The sequence below is a fragment of the Pseudomonas libanensis genome (genome assembly GCF_001439685.1).
Lineage (GTDB): Bacteria > Pseudomonadota > Gammaproteobacteria > Pseudomonadales > Pseudomonadaceae > Aquipseudomonas > Aquipseudomonas libanensis.
This window is the reverse complement of sequence record NZ_JYLH01000026.1, coordinates 23,499-40,480: the sequence shown is the minus strand read 5'-3', so window position 1 is coordinate 40,480 and position 16,982 is coordinate 23,499. Positions and strand designations below refer to the sequence as shown.

General features: G+C 60.2%; 18 protein-coding genes. 9 read left to right on the top strand and 9 right to left on the bottom strand.

Annotation, left to right across the window (positions count from 1 at the left end; translation table 11 throughout):
• Positions 1-513: 513 nt before the first annotated feature.
• The 4 genes from TU73_RS27045 (at position 514) to gbdR (ending at position 5,743) form a co-directional block, all read left to right on the top strand.
• Positions 514-2,244, top strand: coding sequence for an OPT family oligopeptide transporter (locus TU73_RS27045; RefSeq protein ID WP_057014726.1), 1,731 nt, complete (start codon positions 514-516; stop codon positions 2,242-2,244).
• 105 nt (positions 2,245-2,349) lie between these two features.
• On the top strand, positions 2,350-3,150 hold the full coding sequence (locus tag TU73_RS27040; protein ID WP_231984776.1) for a BPL-N domain-containing protein: 801 nt from the start codon (positions 2,350-2,352) through the stop codon (positions 3,148-3,150).
• 78 nt (positions 3,151-3,228) lie between these two features.
• Complete coding sequence (locus TU73_RS27035) at positions 3,229-4,635, top strand: amino acid permease (RefSeq protein WP_057014725.1); 1,407 nt, start codon at positions 3,229-3,231, stop codon at positions 4,633-4,635.
• Between the two features lie 22 nt (positions 4,636-4,657).
• Complete coding sequence (gene gbdR / locus TU73_RS27030) at positions 4,658-5,743, top strand: choline metabolism transcriptional regulator GbdR (protein WP_057014724.1); 1,086 nt, start codon at positions 4,658-4,660, stop codon at positions 5,741-5,743.
• 98 nt (positions 5,744-5,841) lie between these two features.
• Here gbdR and TU73_RS27025 read toward each other — a convergent pair whose 3' ends face one another.
• On the bottom strand, positions 5,842-6,210 hold the full coding sequence (locus TU73_RS27025; protein WP_057014723.1) for a cupin domain-containing protein: 369 nt from the start codon (positions 6,208-6,210) through the stop codon (positions 5,842-5,844).
• A 74-nt stretch (positions 6,211-6,284) separates the two neighbouring features.
• A complete protein-coding gene (locus TU73_RS27020; protein WP_057014722.1) occupies positions 6,285-8,051 on the bottom strand; it encodes a S8/S53 family peptidase in 1,767 nt (588 codons plus the stop codon).
• Positions 8,052-8,184: 133 nt separating this feature from the next.
• On the opposite strand from TU73_RS27020, the gene TU73_RS27015 reads away from it, so the two are divergent.
• Positions 8,185-9,645: an MFS transporter gene (locus tag TU73_RS27015; protein ID WP_057014728.1), complete on the top strand. Its 1,461-nt coding sequence runs from the start codon at positions 8,185-8,187 to the stop codon at positions 9,643-9,645.
• 97 nt (positions 9,646-9,742) lie between these two features.
• Positions 9,743-10,462 carry a class I SAM-dependent methyltransferase gene (locus TU73_RS27010; RefSeq protein ID WP_057014721.1) on the top strand — a complete coding sequence of 240 codons (720 nt, stop codon included), beginning with the start codon at positions 9,743-9,745 and terminating at the stop codon, positions 10,460-10,462.
• A 10-nt stretch (positions 10,463-10,472) separates the two neighbouring features.
• On the opposite strand, the gene TU73_RS27005 is transcribed toward TU73_RS27010, so the two are convergent.
• Genes TU73_RS27005 through TU73_RS26990 form a run of 4 tightly spaced genes read right to left on the bottom strand, consistent with a single transcriptional unit; the run spans position 10,473 to position 12,031 of the window.
• Entirely contained in the window at positions 10,473-10,838 is a 366-nt protein-coding gene (locus TU73_RS27005; protein WP_057014720.1) for a hypothetical protein, read from the bottom strand.
• 16 nt (positions 10,839-10,854) lie between these two features.
• Positions 10,855-11,154 (bottom strand): META domain-containing protein, encoded by a 300-nt coding sequence (locus TU73_RS27000; RefSeq protein WP_057014719.1) that lies wholly within the window; start codon positions 11,152-11,154, stop codon positions 10,855-10,857.
• A 46-nt stretch (positions 11,155-11,200) separates the two neighbouring features.
• Positions 11,201-11,455 carry a hypothetical protein gene (locus TU73_RS26995; RefSeq protein WP_057014718.1) on the bottom strand — a complete coding sequence of 85 codons (255 nt, stop codon included), beginning with the start codon at positions 11,453-11,455 and terminating at the stop codon, positions 11,201-11,203.
• A 33-nt stretch (positions 11,456-11,488) separates the two neighbouring features.
• A complete protein-coding gene (locus TU73_RS26990) occupies positions 11,489-12,031 on the bottom strand; it encodes a GNAT family N-acetyltransferase (protein WP_057014717.1) in 543 nt (180 codons plus the stop codon).
• Positions 12,032-12,192: 161 nt separating this feature from the next.
• Between TU73_RS26990 and TU73_RS26985 the strand changes: the two genes are divergently transcribed.
• Entirely contained in the window at positions 12,193-12,426 is a 234-nt protein-coding gene (locus TU73_RS26985; RefSeq protein WP_057014716.1) for a hypothetical protein, read from the top strand.
• Between the two features lie 116 nt (positions 12,427-12,542).
• Here the strand turns inward: TU73_RS26985 and TU73_RS26980 are convergent, their stop codons facing one another.
• Positions 12,543-12,887: a winged helix-turn-helix transcriptional regulator gene (locus tag TU73_RS26980; protein ID WP_057014715.1), complete on the bottom strand. Its 345-nt coding sequence runs from the start codon at positions 12,885-12,887 to the stop codon at positions 12,543-12,545.
• A 142-nt stretch (positions 12,888-13,029) separates the two neighbouring features.
• Between TU73_RS26980 and TU73_RS26975 the strand changes: the two genes are divergently transcribed.
• On the top strand, positions 13,030-14,013 hold the full coding sequence (locus tag TU73_RS26975; protein ID WP_057014714.1) for an NADPH:quinone reductase: 984 nt from the start codon (positions 13,030-13,032) through the stop codon (positions 14,011-14,013).
• A 126-nt stretch (positions 14,014-14,139) separates the two neighbouring features.
• Here the strand turns inward: TU73_RS26975 and TU73_RS26970 are convergent, their stop codons facing one another.
• Complete coding sequence (locus TU73_RS26970) at positions 14,140-14,943, bottom strand: NAD(P)H-dependent oxidoreductase (protein ID WP_057014713.1); 804 nt, start codon at positions 14,941-14,943, stop codon at positions 14,140-14,142.
• Positions 14,940-15,866: a DMT family transporter gene (locus TU73_RS26965; protein WP_231984838.1), complete on the bottom strand. Its 927-nt coding sequence runs from the start codon at positions 15,864-15,866 to the stop codon at positions 14,940-14,942. The genes TU73_RS26970 and TU73_RS26965 overlap by 4 nt, the downstream gene beginning before the upstream one ends.
• A 180-nt stretch (positions 15,867-16,046) precedes the next feature.
• Between TU73_RS26965 and TU73_RS26960 the strand changes: the two genes are divergently transcribed.
• Positions 16,047-16,970 carry a LysR substrate-binding domain-containing protein gene (locus tag TU73_RS26960; protein WP_057014711.1) on the top strand — a complete coding sequence of 308 codons (924 nt, stop codon included), beginning with the start codon at positions 16,047-16,049 and terminating at the stop codon, positions 16,968-16,970.
• Positions 16,971-16,982: the final 12 nt, after the last annotated feature.

The following is a 16,982-nucleotide window of genomic DNA, read 5'->3' as shown; positions in this document are numbered from 1 at the left end:
GAAGCAGCATCTTGAGCAATGCGGCTTTACGTTCGGGTGAATAGTACTTCACAAGCTGTCTCTTTCCGCCCTCGGTATGCTTTTGGGGGTAAACCAGGAGAGGCGACAACTATCCTGACACCGGGGGCCCCACCACTCGGCACCTCGCCGAGGCTCGGTGTGCCCGTAATCCGACAGGGATTTGGGGGGCCGCCGCCACGCGCCATCCATGGCGCGGGGCGGCTAAACCGGCATCCCTGCCGGTTTACCCCCCAAATCCCTGTCGAATTCCGGCCAGCGTGGTTTAACGGGGCGCCTAAGATCAAGATCAAAAGCAGATCAAGATCAAGAGCGGCTCGCTTCGCATCGTGGTTACTGATAGTTGCTACGTCAGAGTTGTGTAGATACCCATGGCTATCGGGGGCAAGCCCCCTCCCACATTTACATCCTTAGACCCAGGTACGGCAGGTGAACCTTCGAGTCTCCCAGCGCTCACTTAAAAGGCGGCACTGGTTTTTCTCGAAAGGAATCTGCATGCACTCCACCTCGGCAACCGCCCCCGTAGAACGCGAACTGAGCCTGCGGGCGGTCATCACCGGGATCTTACTGGGGATCCTGCTGACCCCCTCCAATGTTTACGCAGGCTTGAAGATCGGCTGGTCGTTCAATATGTCGATCATCGCCCTGCTGATCGGCTACGGAATCTGGCAGGGCCTGGTCCGGCGTTCCGGCGAGCACCTGCCGTGGACCCTGCACGAAAGCAATATCAACCAGACCGTAGCCTCGGCCGCCGCGTCGATCATCTCCGGTGGGCTGGTCGCGCCCATCCCGGCTTATACCTTGCTCACAGGCAACCAACTGGCCGCGCTGCCGATGATCGCCTGGGTGTTTTCGGTGAGCTTCCTGGGGATCTGGATCGCGTGGTACCTGCGGCCTTCATTGCTCAATGACAAGGCACTGAAATTTCCCGAAGGTATGGCCACCCTGGAGACCCTGCTGCACATCTACAACCACGGCCGCGAAGCCGCAACGCGCTTGAAAGTGCTGCTCGGCGCGGCGTTGTTGTCGGGGCTGGTCAAGTGGGTGGATACCTTTATGTGGGCCTTCCCGCGTTGGTCGCCAAGTGCCCAGTTGGAGCGCCTGACCTTCACCGCAGACCCTTCGCTGCTGTTGCTGGGGTTTGGCGGCATTATCGGCATTCGCGTGGGCCTGACCCTGCTGCTCGGCGCTTTGCTGGCATGGGGTGGGCTGGGCCCGTGGCTGTTGGCGAACGGGCTGGTGAGCCTGCCAGCCGGCAGCAGCGGCCCGCAGTTTGCGGTGTTGGTGGAATGGCTGTTGTGGCCGGGGGTGAGCCTGATGGTGTGTTCCACCCTGGCGTCCCTGGCGATTCGCCTGTGGGCATTGCACCGCTCAACCCGGGCCGCTGGCGGTACGCCGTGGACGGTTCCCAAACCTGGGCCTGCCGCCGGCTTTGCCCTGGCGATCGTGCTGGTGGTGAGCCTGCAGGCGTTGCTGTTCGGCATCAACCTGGGGATGGCGCTGCTGACCATTCCCCTTGCGATCTGCCTGGCCGCTGTGGCGGCGCGGGTAGTGGGGGCCACTGGCATTCCACCGATTGGCGCCATCGGGCAACTGTCCCAGCTCAGTTTTGGTATCGTTGCGCCCGGCCAGGTGCCGATCAACCTGATGAGCGCCAACACCGCCGGCGGTTCGGCGGGGCAATGCACCGACTTGATGAATGACTTCAAAGTGGGCAAGGCGATTGGCGCCACACCGCACAAGCAAGTGATTGCCCAGATCCTGGGGATTTTCGTCGGCAGCATCGTCGGCGTGTTCGCTTACCTGGCGTTGATTCCCGACCCTCAAGCCATGCTGCTCACCGAAGAGTGGCCGGCCCCAGCGGTCGCCACCTGGAAAGCCGTGGCCCAGACCCTGACCCATGGCCTGGATTCATTGTCGCCGAGCATCCGCTGGGCCATCGGCATTGCCAGCCTGTTCGGCGTACTGCTGGGCCTGCTCGACAGCATGCTACCGGCCCATCGCGCTCGCTATCTGCCGAGCGCGGCAGCCTTGGGCCTGGCCTTTGTCCTGCCCGCCTCGGTGTCGCTGATGATGGCCCTGGGCGCGGTGATCACCTGGGCGGTGAGTTGTCGCTGGCCGAGCGTGACGCAACGCTTCGCGATCACAGCGGCGGCGGGGCTGATCGCCGGTGAGAGCATTACCGGCGTGGGCGCGTCGTTGTGGCAGATGCTGGGAAATGGATGAATGGCCCACGTGAATTTACAACTCTTCACCACTTCAAAAGGCTCACGGTTATAGGCTTGGCGCTGCGACGTCTGGATCAAACCAACTGACCGTTGAGCCTACCCCATGAAACTGCCCGCCATCGCTGCCACGTTGCTCGCCTTCGCTACGCTGCATCCGTTACCCGTACACGGCGCAACTCCCATCACCCATGTCGCCATCTACCGTGGCCCTGCGGGTTGCGCGGACTGCTCGGAAAACGTGAAAACCGCCTTGCAGCGTCTCAACCCGAATTACCAGATCGACTTCGTCGGCGCCGACGAACCCATCGACATCACCCCACACACCCTGGCCCGCTACGACCTCTACGTACAACCCGGCGGCGGCCAGGACATCCCCGGCGCCCTCGACAGTCTCGGTGATGAGCGTGCCGAGGCCATCCGCGACTATGTCGCCAAGGGTGACCGCTACCTCGGTCTGTGCATGGGGGCCTACCTGGCAGATGACGATAACCTCGGGCTCATCCCGCAGTCACTCGACACCGAAGCCGGCCGCCCCGGTTTTGAAGTGACCGGTATCGACGACGCTGCTGTGCGGGTGACGTGGGACGGCCAGGCTGATCATGTGTTCTATCAGGACGGCCCGTACTTTCCCAAGGCCAGTGCCGCCGCGCCCTACAAGACCCTCGCCACTTACCGCAATGGCGATGTAGCAGCGGCGCGCTATGCCTACCAGAAAGGCGTTGTGGTGCTGAGCGGGCCGCATCCGGAAGCCGGCCAGGAGTGGTTCGAGAATGCCGATATCCCACTGGACAAGATGCCGCGTGGGGAGCTGTTTGGCTCGCTCATACGCAGCGTTCAAGAGTTAGGCGTGACGCTCGGTAAACCCGTGCACCGCCATGACCAATGTCGATATCAGACTCGATGATGGCGTAACCAGGCTACTTGTACCGGGCCCCGCGCACTTAAGGTGAGGGTCATTGGCCGCCTGAGCACAACAAAAACAATGATTAGCCTGACTCCCAACGATTCCAACGGTCAGCTGGCGCAAGGCTTCAAGCCCCGCCACGTGACCATGTTGTCCATCGCCGGCATTATCGGCGCGGGGCTGTTTGTCGGCTCCGGACACGCCATCGCCGCCGCCGGGCCGGCGGTGTTGCTGGCGTATCTGTTCTCCGGCCTGCTGGTGGTGCTGGTGATGCGTATGCTCGGGGAAATGGCGGTGGCACGCCCCGACACCGGCTCGTTTTCCACCTACGCCGACCAGGCCATCGGCCGTTGGGCCGGGTTCACCATCGGTTGGTTGTACTGGTGGTTTTGGGTGCTGGTGATCCCCATTGAAGCGCTGGCCGCCGGGCATGTGCTCAACCAGTGGTTCCCCCAGATCGATGCCTGGCTGTTCGCCTTGCTCTCGATCATCCTGCTGGTGATCACCAACCTGTTCAGCGTCGCCAAATACGGCGAGTTCGAGTTCTGGTTCGCGATGGCCAAAGTGATTGCCATCGTCGGCTTTATTGGCCTGGGTTTCAGCGTGCTGATGGGCTGGATCCCGGATCGTGAAGCCAGCGGCTTGAGTCGCTTGATGGAGGAGCACGGTGGTTTTGCCCCCAACGGCCTGTCGGCGGTGGTGGGCGCGTTCATCACCATCATGTTCAGTTTCATCGGCACCGAAGCGGTGACCATCGCCGCAGCGGAATCGAGCAACCCGGCGCAGAACATCGCCAAGGCCACACGCTCGGTGATCTGGCGCATCGGTGTGTTCTACCTGTTGTCGATCTCCATCGTTATTTCCGTGGTGCCCTGGAACGACCCGCTGCTGGCGTCCGTGGGCTCCTATCAGCGCGCACTGGAGCTGATGAATATCCCCAATGCCAAGTTCATGGTCGACGTGGTGGTGTTGATTGCGGTGGCCAGTTGCATGAACTCCTCGATCTACATTTCCTCGCGCATGCTGTTCTCCCTGGGCAAACGCGGCGATGCGCCACGCGCGCTGAAAATCACCTCGGCGGCGGGTGTGCCCAGGGCGGCGGTGATCGCCAGCACTATCATCGGCGCGGGCATCACGCTGCTGAGCTATTTCATGCCGGCGGGGTTGTTCCAATTCTTGCTCGCCAGCTCCGGGGCCATTGCGTTGTTGGTGTACCTGGTGATCGCGATCTCGCAACTGCGCATGCGTCGGTTGCTGCTTCGACAGAACATCGAGTTGACCTTCCGCATGTGGCTGTTTCCCTGGCTGACTTACCTGGTGATCGTGTTCATCTGCCTGGCGTTGGGGGTGATGATGGTGACGCCGGAACATCGCACCGAAGTGTCTTCGACCATTGGCCTGGCGTTGGTGATTTCCTTCATCGGCCTGGTCACGGCGCGCCAGCACAATCGGGCGACCAAGCCGGTTGCGCTGGAACAGTCCTGAACCCGCGTGGAGAATCGCCGTGATGGACGCTGACGCGCCGGTTTGCCAGACCATCGGCTTTTTGCTGCTGGACCAATTCACGCTGATATCGCTGTCGTGTGCGGTCGAGCCGCTGCGCATGGCCAACCAATTGGCCGGCGAAGAACTCTACCGTTGGCAGACCCTGAGCCTCGACGGCCGGCCGGTGTGGGCCAGCGATGGCGTGTCGGTCACACCGGACGCGTGTGCGTTGGATCAACGTGGCTTCGACGCGGTGATCGTGTGCGGTGGCATCGGCATTCAGCAGGTTATCAGCCCTGCCCACATTGCCTGGCTGCGCAGCCAGGCGCGCTTGTATTGCAAGCGCCTCGGTGCGGTGTGCACCGGCAGTTGGGCGCTGGCCCAGGCGGGTTTGCTCGACGGTTTCCAGTGCAGCGTGCATTGGGAGCTGATGGCGTCGATGCAGGAGGCGTTCAGCCGCGTGCGGGTCAGCTCCAGCGTCTTCACCCTCGATGGCAACCGCTTTACCAGCTCCGGCGGCACCGCCCCGCTGGATATGATGCTGCACCTGATCGGCCGCGACCACGGGCATGAGCTATCGGCGGCGATTTCGCAGATGTTCGTGTACGAGCGCATTCGCAATGAACGCGACCACCAACGCGTACCGCTCAAACACCTGCTTGGCACCCAACAGCCGAAGCTGCAGGAAGTGGTGGCCTTGATGGAAGCCAACCTGGAAGAGCCCATCGACCTCGACGACCTGGCGGCCTATGTGCAAGTGTCCCGCCGCCAGTTGGAGCGCATGTTCCAGAAGTACCTGTACTGCACGCCGTCGCGCTACTACCTCAAGCTGCGCCTGACCCGTGCGCGCCAATTACTGATGCAGACGCCGATTTCGATCGTCGAGCTGGCGGTGATCTGTGGCTTCGTGTCCACGCCGCACTTCTCCAAGTGCTACCGGGATTTTTTCGGCGTGGCGCCCAGTGACGAACGCTTGGACATGCGCCTGCACCCGCCCGCCGCAGTGCGGCCGGTGACGCCATCCCCAGTACCGGAACGGCCCAAGAACACGTTGGAGCAAGCGCGCGACGAGCCGACATTTGCGAGTGTGCAGGTTCTAAGGCGATAAGGCGGCGGTGATAGGTATAGACACAACCTCGGGTACGCCCCTCCCACAGAGCCCAGCGGCCTACTCAAAGTTATCTAGATACCCATGCGCCTCAACGCTCAAATCCACTGGTCATTCAAAGCCGTACGCTCACCACCCTCATGCCCGGTATTCAGGACGCCCCTGGGCTCGATCATCATCAGCTTGGCTTCTCCCTCGGCTGCCGTTCTGTGCTCAATGCCGCGCGGCACCACATACAACTCACCCGGCGCCACGTACACAGGGCCTTCCGGAAGGTCGATGCGCAGCGTGCCTTCGAGCACCAGGAAGGCCTCGTCGGTTTCCGGGTGCGAGTGCCAGATGAATTCGCCTTCGATGCGCACCACCTTGAACTGGTAGTCGTTCATTTCGGCGACCACCCTTGGGCTCCATTGCTGGTCGATGAGCGAGGCCTTTTGTGCGAGATTTACAGGCTGTGATTGAGTCATGCGGGATCTTCCTGTCGATGAGAAGGCCAGACTACCCAGGCAAGCGGTCAGCAGGCTTGTACGATCCTGCAACCTCAGCGCACCCGCGTACGACTCTGCACCGCCAGGTCCAACGCCTTTTGCATATCCAGCCGTGCCGAACGACCCACGTCCTTGTCATTGAGTTGGTAGCTGCGCTCTGACGGCAGGATGGGCGCGGTGAGGTCCTGGGCATCGCTGCGTTCGAAATCATGCTTGTCGCCAATCGCCATGGCGCTGCGGCGTAGCAGCATGCGCAGTTGTTCGGGTTCCAGTTGCGGGTTGATCGACAGCATCGCTGCCAGCAGGCCTGCGACCATCGGTGTGGCGTAGGAGGTGCCGCAATGCACCGCGCCTTCCTCGTCGGCCGTGGCAGTGGCAGTGGAGGCATGGGCGCAGGCGGCGGCGGTGATGTCCACGCGCATGTCGACATTCGAAGAGCTGCGTGTGACGGCGTAAGCCGGGTCTTTAACGGCAATGCCGGTGCGCTGGTTGCGCTGGTGTGCGCCGACCACCAGCAATTGTTCGGTGATGAAGGAGGAGGGCAGGCGGTAGTCGTCACTGCCCGAAAACGCCGAGCCATTGCCGGCGGAGTTCACCACGATCACGTCGGGATGCTCCTTGCGCAGCCACAGGAAAAACTCTTCGAGCAATTCTTCATAGCCGCTCATGGCGATGCCCGAGCGCACCAGGGAATCGACGTCGTTGCCATTGACGTCCTTGGTGCCGACGCGATGAATGCCCCAGCTCCAATTGAGCACGCGCACGCCGTCTTCCACCAGGTTGACTGACGCGGCGATGTTGGCGGTAATGCCGGCATCAGAGTTGCGGTCGACAATCACCTCGAAGCCGCCGCTGGCCTTGTCCAACCCGCGCAGAAAGCCGCTATTGCCGCCATTATTCCAGCCTGCCGCGAGTATGCCGGCGACCGTGGTGCCATGGCTGTCCGGCGCCTGCGTATCGCGGGCATACACGCAGGTGCGCTTGGGCGAGCAGGGGCCGAGGTAGTCGACAAAATCCGCGGTGTCGAAATCCACCCCGCGTTCGATCACGCCGATGCGCACCGGTTGCGGCGCTATAGGCGTGTGCCGCCCGGGGATGCGTCGCTGGTAGTAAGCCACGGCGTCAAGAAAGCGGTTGGCGGCCCACTCGTCAGAGTCTGGCGCCGGCTTGTTTGGCTTTTCAGGGCGGGCCTGTTCGGCTTCTTCGGCTGCGGACTCTTCGATGACCACCGCATCCACGCTGGTCTCGCTGCCCAGGCGCAGCACCAGTGCATCGCGTTGCACCAGGTCCTTGGCCGGCAGGCGCAGTTGGTAGACGTTCAGCGGCGCAATGCTGCCCACTACGGTTGCGCCGTACTTGCGCGCCAGGCGCTCGGCTTCCTGGCGACCTTCGTGGTCTTCTTCAATCAATACGCTGACCAGGTCGACATAGGTGGTCAACCCATCCATGTTCCTGGCGACTTCACTTGGCCCGGCGGCGACCACCTGGCTGTGGCGCAGGCTTAGCCATGCGGCGTTGCTGGCGCGCGGGCCGTCTTCCAGCCACAGCGGGCCGCTCTGGTAGGCGGCGCTGTCCAGGTGCAGGCGTAACTGGTTGCCGTCGTGCTGGACGGCCTTCGCTGGCAATGCCTGGCCCGCCAGTTTCAGCCGCGGGGTGGCAGCGCCGAGGCCGCGCACGGTCAGGCACCAGTGCTGCTGACGGTTGTCCAGCAGGTCGCCACACCGCGTGAGGTTTTCCAGGCGCAATGGCTCCTGGGCTGCGGCATACGAGCTGGCAGTCAAGGTGAACAAGCTGAGGAGGGCGGCGCAGCGTAACGACATGAGCAGGGTTCCTTGCCTTTATGGCCTGCTGTTCCGACTGTATCAGGGCCTGCTTCGTTCAGCCTGCGCAACTGAACTCCCACTGCGCGGGCTGACTCATAACGAAGGAGCAGTGCACAGGATGGATGTGGCAATGACCCGACAACAGGCACTCAAAAGCGAAATGGGCACGGTCTTCGAAACCGACCTGCCCGCACGTCTCGATCGCCTGCCCTGGGGCCGCTTCCACACTTTGCTGGTGTTTGCCCTGGGCATCACCTGGCTGCTCGACGGCCTGGAAGTGACCCTGGCCGGCTCGGTCTCTGGCGCCTTGAAGAACAGCCCCGAGCTGCGCATGAGCAACTTCGATATCGGCCTGGCCGGCGGCGTCTACATCGCCGGCGCCGTGCTTGGGGCCCTGCTGTTTGGCTGGCTCACCGACCGCCTGGGCCGGCGCAAGCTGTTCTTTATCACCCTGTGGCTGTACATCGGCGCCACCGCCGCCACGGCATTTTCCTTCAGCCTGGAAACTTTCCTGCTGTTCCGCTTCCTGACCGGCATGGGCATCGGTGGCGAGTACACCGCGATCAACTCGACCATCCAGGAATTCACCCCGGCGCGCTTTCGTGGCTGGGTCGACCTCACCATCAACGGCACGTTCTGGCTCGGCGCGGCCCTCGGTGCCGGCGGCGCGATTGTGCTGCTCGACCCTCAAGTGGTCGGCGGCGACCTTGGCTGGCGCCTGTGCTTCGGCATCGGCGCCGCCCTGGGCTTGATCATCCTGGTGATGCGCCTGTGGCTGCCGGAGAGCCCGCGTTGGCTGATGATCCATGGCCGGCACGACGAAGCCCGGCGCATCGTCGAAGGCATCGAAGCGCGCCTGCGTGACACCGGCCACACGCTGCCCGCCGTCACTGGCCCGGCGCTACGCCTGCATGCCCGCGACCACACGCCCCTGGGCGAGATCTTCCACACTCTGTTCGTCAGCTACCGTCGCCGCGCCCTGGTCGGCATGACCCTGCTCACCGCCCAGGCGTTCTTCTACAACGCGATCTTCTTCACTTACGCCCTGGTGCTCACGGACTTCTACCAAGTCCCTGCCGAAAAAGTCGGCTGGTACGTGCTGCCACTGGCCCTCGGCAACTTCTGCGGCCCGCTGCTGCTGGGGCGCTTGTTCGACGTGATCGGCCGCCGCGTGATGATCAGCATGACCTACGCCATCTCCGGCGTGCTGTTGGCGTTGAGCGGCTACGCGTTCCAACAAGGCTGGTTCGATGTGACCCAGCAGGCGCTGGCATGGATGGTGATCTTCTTCTTCGCCTCGGCGGCGGCGAGCTCGGCGTATTTGACCGTGGCGGAAACCTTCCCGCTGGAGATACGCGCACTGGCGATTGCGGTGTTTTATGCCTTCGGCACCGGGCTGGGCGGGATTATCGGCCCGACGTTGTTCGGGCAACTCATACAGACCCAGCAACGCGGGAGTTTGCTGATTGGGTATTTGATCGGCGCAGGGTTGATGTGCGCGGCGGCGCTGGTGCAGGCGGTGTGGGGCGTGGCGGCGGAACGCAAGGCGCTGGAAACGGTGGCGCGGCCGTTGTCACAGGCTGAGGATTGAGGAGTGTATTCCCCATGGGAATGCAGCACATAAAATTAATGAATTTTTCTTATCTCTGTGGGTGACGTAAGTTGCTTCAAGGCCACGGAGAACCGCCTTGAACTCGACCCCATCCAACCCTGCTGAAAAATTCGATACCTCAAGAGCCAGTGAATACGCACGCCAGAGCCGTATCGCCCTGGCGGGGTATGACGCTTGCCAGGATCTGGCAGCCTGCATGCTGGCGGCAAGCCTTGGCGATGCGCCCTCGGCCAACATACTCGTGGTTGGCGCGGGCGGTACGGGGCAGGAGATCATTGCCATGGCCGGGCTCGAGCCGGGCTGGCGCTTCATGGCCGTTGATCCCTCCCAGCCGATGCTGGAAGCGGCAAGGCAGCAGTTGCAAGTAAACCACTTGCTTGAAAGAACCACCTTGCATCTTGGGCCGCTCGAAGACCTGCCAGCAGATGCGTCATACGACGCCGCCACCTTGATCGGTGTACTCCACCATCTGGAGGGGGATGAGGCCAAGCGCCAGATTCTGCAATCGATCCGGGCGCATCTCAAACCGGGCGCACCGCTGATTGTCGCGGGCAATCAATATGCTTATGCCAGCCAACCGTTACTGCTGGCGGCCTGGGGGCAACGGTGGCGCCAGCATGGAGCCAGCGGGGACGAAGTAAAGGCCAAGCTCGGCAAAATCCTCCAAGGCGCCGACCCTCCACATTCCGAAGCGGCGGTTCAGAAACTGTTGCACGATGCCGGGTTTGGCGACGCGACGCGTTTCTTCAGCAGCCTTTTCTGGGGGGCCTGGTTGACGTGTAAAACGGGGGAGTGAAAGGCCGATTTCAGATCGCCCGCACATTGGCCAATCGCCGGCGCCAATCGCCGCCATGCTGATGGTGGCATTCTTCTTCGGAGTCGAAACTGACGCAACGGGCCATGTGCGTGACCTGCACGCCTGCGTCATTCAGCGCGACGGTGGTCAGCTCGTGCATGCGTGCGTCAGCCCCGGTGGAGAGCGCGTGCTCCTTGCTCGCACGGCTGTCGAACACCCAGGTCACGCGCAGGCTTTGGGGGAAGGCGCGGTAGTCGACGGTGTGGGTCAACCAGTCGAAGCCCGGGATTTCAGCTTTCGCGATTTCGCAGGCTTCGGTCAGGGTTGCGATGAGACGACGTTCAATCCGTGCGTGATCGCGTGAGGCAGGCGGCATAAAGGCTCCAACGGGCTTATGGTTTGTCGCCCTCGCAAATGGCTTTCAGGCCCAGAACGGTGGTAGGGGTCGGGCCCAGATGAGAGGTTGTGCTCACCAGCATATTGGCGCCGGCGTCACCTTCCAAGCGATAAGGTTTGCCATTGCAGACCTTTGCGGCTTTCTGGTTGATATTTTCCAGCAGGCCTTCCCTGGAGTTGAAGATGCTGCCATGGCTGCTGATCATGTATTCACCCGGGGCAACTTCATTGGCGCCGGTGAATGTGCAGCCGCTCAAGGCCAGGGTGATGCATCCAAGCGAGAGTAATTTTTTCAAGTCCGGGAATCCTGGGAGTGGGTTGGGGCGTCAGGCGATAGGCTGATCAGAGCGAGGGTTGTTGCAACGAGGGGCGCAAACGTTGCCACTCATTCCAGCAATCCTCGGCAACGATGTCCGGGTAACCCCGCTCTTGTTCCATCGCCAGCGCGGTGGAGAAGGTTACCGCAATGCAGGTGGCTTGGTCGCGGATATCGCAAACTTCGACTTCGCTGAGGGGGGCGCCTTTTTTCGATTCGGCGGCTGTCAGCACGGCGGCGAGGGCGGGGACAAAAACCAGGCAGAGGGGCTCAGTGGGCATCGGCTTTTTTCCTGAGTGGGGTGGGTGGCGCGCTTATTGTTCAGGGTTGATCAGTGATCTCAGCGTATGGTCCTCCCAGGCGCCAGCAATTTTCAAATAGGCTCGCGCATAACCTTCCTTTTCAAACCCCAGCGATTCCAGAAGGCGTTCACTTCGCACATTGCGGGGTAAATGATTGGCCATGATCCGGTGAAGGCCCAGTTGCTCAAAACAGTGGCGGTTGGTGGCTTGAAGGGTCTTTTTCATCAGACCGCGACCCTGGGCAGATTCCGCCAGCGAGAAGCCGAGATGACAGGCCTGAAAAACCCCCTTTACGATGTTCGAGTAGTTACACCGCGCTAGAACCTCTCCGCTCTCGGACTCAAGCAAAAGGAAAAACAGAGCGTTGCCAGCTTGCATACTGTTTACCTGCTGCTCGACCCTGGCCCTGGCGCTGCCCGTAGTGAAATATTCCTCGTCCCTGAGCGGCTCCCAGGGTTGCAGATGCCTGCGGTTGACGCGTTCGTAACGGCTGATCCTCTCGAAATCGTCGCATGACAATGGCCGAAGGCAGTAGCCCTCAACGCAATACTCCATAAACCCCTCCAGATTTATCAATGCCCCGACACTGATTGCGTAGCCGCGAAGAATAGCGCCGCTGCGTGTAAAGCGACCCCTTTTAAGGCAAACAGGTCTACCATGCCAACCCCGGCAGTGGTTCCACTCGCTCCCGAACTCAATTTTTCAAGGTAGCGATAATGTCCATCGACCAGATCTCCCTCCCCAAAGGCGTCGGCCCTCATGCCGCCAAGCTGCTTGACGCTATTACTGGCGCCTCCACCCATGAAGAACTTAACCGTGCTGGCGGAAAAGCCGAGGGTTTTGTGCTGGGTTTGGAGTCCACCAAGGCGATCAAAAGCCAAATTGCCGAGTCGCTGTATGTGGCTTATGACGATGCGGCGAGCAATCGGGCCAGTGAGCTGAAAGGCTAATGCAAGTCAGTCCATGGCTGCGGTAATGAGGGCGTCCTTGTTGGGCGAATAACCAAAGACAGCCTGGACTGCCTAAGCACACAACGTATAAACCCTAATGCCATTGCTCGCAGCGCTTATCCATCCTCTTTGCGGGTCTTGCTCTCCAGGTAGTGTTCGCCCCAGGACTTCATCGCTTCCAGTATCGGAGTCAGTGTGCTTCCGAGCGCCGTCAGCGTGTACTCCACCCGTGGAGGCACTTCGGCAAATACTTCACGGCTGACAATGCCGCTTGCCTCAAGCTCGCGCAGCTGCAACGTCAACGAGCGCTGCGTGACCCCACCGATCAGCTTTTTCAGTTCGCCGAAACGCTTGGTTCCGCTCAGCAGGTAGTGAATGATCAACGGCTTCCATTTGCCGCCCGCGATGTGGACGGTGATTTCGACCGTGCATCGGTATTGATCGAGCTTGTCACGCGCCATGACGCTGCCTCAGGCCAGATAAAGACTCAATAGTATATTTTTTACCCTTATGTATAAAGAGTGTGCCTACTTGTAAAAAATATACTGGATTTCGATAATCGTGCCTTACGCAAGCATGCCTTCCACGCCGGAGAACAGATCCATGAAAGCCGCTTTTTATGAGCGTCAAGGCCCTGCACATGAGGTGTTTTGCGTCGCCGAAATCCCTGATCCCCAGCCCGGCCCCGGAGAAGTCCGAGTGCGGGTGCACGTGTCGGGACTGAACCCAACCGACCTCAAGGCCCGCACCGGGTTCTCCTGCGCGATGCCGTTCTCGCGGATCATTCCGCACCAGGACGGCGCGGGCGTCATTGACGCCGTGGGCGATCCGCAAGAGGCTGGTCGGGTAGGCCAGCGGGTATGGATCTATGAAGCGCAATACGGCAGGCCGACAGGAACCGCGGCCGGCTATGTCGTGGTGCCGTCGGCGCAGGCTGTGCCACTGCCTGATAACGTATCTTTCGAGGTCGGCGCATCACTCGGCATCCCGGCCTTGACTGCTCATCGTTGTCTGTTCGCCGATGGCGACATCCGGGGTAGGAATGTACTGGTGCAAGGCGGAGCCGGCGTGGTCGGCACTGCCGCCATCCTCCTGGCAAAGTGGGCGGGCGCGTGGGTAGCGGCCACCGTCAGGAATGAAGAGCAGGCCGCCGTCGCTCGGGCGGCGGGGGCGGATCTAGTGTTGGACCGTCTAAATGAAGATGTTGCCGCGGTAGTCAAGGCACGCACGGGCAACATGGGTGTGGACCGCATCGTCGACGTTAACGTGAAGACGAACCTGGATATAGACATTGCATGCCTGGCGCCTGGGGGTGTCATCAGTTCCTACGCGATGACACATGCCACCGATGCGCTCACGTTGCCGCTGTTAAGCGCGATGGTGCATGGATGCGTGCTGCGCTTCGTGTTTATTTATTCGGTACCGCTGGCGGCGAAAATCGACGCGATCAGGGACATCAACGCTTGCCTGGCCAGTGGCAACTATGTACCCCATATCGGGATGAGTGTGCCGCTGGAGAGGATCGCCGACGCGCACCTCGCTCTTGAATCGGCATCCGTTATAGGCAAGGTACTCGTCGCTTTGTGAGCGCGGTCTGAAAATCGGGGCCAGACCACAATTTTATAACCGTGGTCTGTCCCCGCTCTCTCCATTTAAAACAAAGGTGGTCTGACCCCGTTTTTCCCGTTTTCAATGGTTTCTCTCCTGTCAGAGTTAGACTTTGGACTTGGAATGCCCTGAGAAATGGGATGCAGCCTGTTCAAAACTTTGTTCTGCACGTGGATTCCACTGCACGCCAGAGCGGGCTTCAATCTCAGGTTTCAGCTGCTGGTTGTCGTCATAGTCTTCGCGGGGGTGAAAAAATAGCGGCTGTACCGCGTCCAAGCTTCGTAAGTAATCGGCATATGAGCTCAGATATTGCTGCCGTTCGTCATCGCTGAGCTGCGCCGGCATCCACGCAGCAAACGGGGGAAGAACTGTGAAACCTGTATAAGCCAGGATGCCGTTATGGATGGGCCAAAGTACGTGATGCAAGTCGCCATCAATGCCAGCAGGTGTATAAAGACTGCTGGCGGTGCCTGTGGTCAGACAGAGCATGGCCCTCTTTCCTTTGAGTAGGCCTGATCCATACTTGTGCCCCGATGAGTACGCGAACCCGCGACTTAACACCCGGTCTACCCAGCCTTTCAGAATGGCCGGCATCGAAAACCACCACACAGGAAACTGAAAGATCACCAAGTCAGCCCACATGACCTTCGATTGCTCAGCCTTGACGTCGTAGGTCTGAGAATTGTTTGCGAACGCATGTTCCTGCTCGCGGGAAAGATCGAGATAGTCAGGATTCGCGCGACTATCCGGAAAGTCACCCACGCCCAGCTCAGCCTTCCAATTCATCCCGTAAAGATCGCTCACCTGAACCTGCTGACCGAGTTCGCGCAGCGTTTCGACAGCTACGTCCTTTAACGCAGCGTTGAAAGACCTTGGTTCTGGATGCGCTAACACTATTAACGTCTTCATAACTGCATCTTCTCCTTGGGATTTTTGGGTGTCGGGTAACTTCTTTCGTCTCCAGTCTGTTCAACCGCTTTGCTGAGATTCACCACGAGCAGGCCGACAATGGTCAAGCCTGCGCCCAGCAGAAATCCGAAGCTCGTCTGCTCTGCGAGCCACAGATATCCCATCAGTACGCCAAACAGCGGACTCATGAAAGCCAGCACTCCAAGGCGTGCAGCGAGATAGCGACGAAGCATCCAAAACCAGATCAAGTAGCTTGCCACCGACACAATTAGCGTCTGGAAAACCAGGCTGGCGACTGCGCCGGATGAAAAAGTCATCGAGCTTTGGCCTGCCAGCAGGCTCAAAGGCAGTAGAAAGAGAAAGGCACCTGCCAGTTGGTAAAACAGGGTCTGGGTTGCCGGCGCTTCACTAAGGCGAGTGGTACGCACCGCCACCGTCGTAAATCCCCAAGTAGCGCCCGCACACAAGCCCAGCAGGTCGCCCAGAAGGCTACTTGCGTTCGTGCTCTGAATGGCTGTCCCATCGCGTGGCATGAGAAAGGTGATGGCAATCCCTGCGAACGCTAGAGACATACCAAACCACTGAATCGCACTAAGACGTTCCTCCGGCAAGCGTATGTGAAGACCAATGGCGGCGAATAAGGGAGCCGTATAAAGGAAAACCGCCATATGCGAAGCACTTGTCCAGCGTAACCCTTGCGCGACGAACAGAAATTCACCAGCGAACAGAATGGCCACGACCAACCCGGAGCGGCACCAGACGCCTGATAACCACATTTCCCTCATGATCCATTTTCCGATCATCCAGACCAGGGCTGCAGCGACTCCGGAGCGAACAGCGACCTGCATGATAGGAGCTATGTCGCCCGCAACCGCCTTCATTGCCACTTGCTGGGCACCCCAAATGAGGCAGAGCAGCACCATCACCACAGTGGCAGCCCCGTCTGCTGACTTCCTCACTTATCGGCACCTTTTATCGTTGATGATTTATCGTCAAACCACGTTACCCGGACAATCGGCATTGGCTTTTCCTTTGAGAATCGAGATTAGTTCTGCGCTGTGGCGAAATTCGATTGTGGGAAAGTACGCAAGCCGCTACAAATCATGTGTTTTCGATCTATAGAAGAGAAAAACTACGTCATGAGAGCTGACACGCCCCTAAGGGCTATAGCTTGCTTCGACGCGGTTATGCGCACTGGCAGCGTCAATGCTGCTGCAAGCCAGTTGTTCGTAACGCCGGGAGCAGTAGGGCAACAGATCCGCAAACTGGAAGGTTGGCTAGGCACGCCATTGTTCGTACGCAGTGTGCGGAGGCTGCAACCAACGGCGCAAGCACGGAGCTACTGGGAGCAGGTGAAGCCGGCTCTTCGCCAGCTGGAGACAGCCAACCTAGCCGTCCGTGGTCTTAGAGACAGGCAGGTACGGTTAAGCCTGCCGCCGGCGTTCGCTGGCTCCTGGTTCGCAAAGCGGATGCCGTTGTTCACGGAGCGTCATCCAGAGGTGCACCTGCACCTGAGCGCATCCACCGATACCGTGGATTTTAATGACGCTACCTACGACCTGGCGGTGCGACATTTCGATGGATTTGGCGGTGATGTGAACGCAGAACTGCTATTGCCCGACGAGGTAAGGGTCTATTCCAGCCCGGCTTATCGCGAACGGCTCCAGTTGCATAGCCTTAATTGTCTGCCGGGAGCAACGTTGCTCTATACGACGTCTCATGCTCACTGGTCTCAATGGCTATCGTCGGTCGGTATGTCCCTCGATAGCTTCTCGAGCAGCCTCAAGTTCGATCAGTCTGAGCTGGCAATCGACGCGGCGCGCCGCGATCAAGGTTTGGTGCTCACCAGCCCTTGGCTGGTTGAGGAAGATGTACAAAGGGGCCTTCTCGTACCTGTCTTTGACTCTGTACTAAAGACGGGCAAGGGCTACTATTTGGTGCAGGCCAAAGATGTGGTGTTGGGTGAGGCAGCCCAGTTGTTGCGCCGGTGGCTTTGCGACGTAGCGCAGCGAGTTCAACAAAATTGATACTTGAAGCCG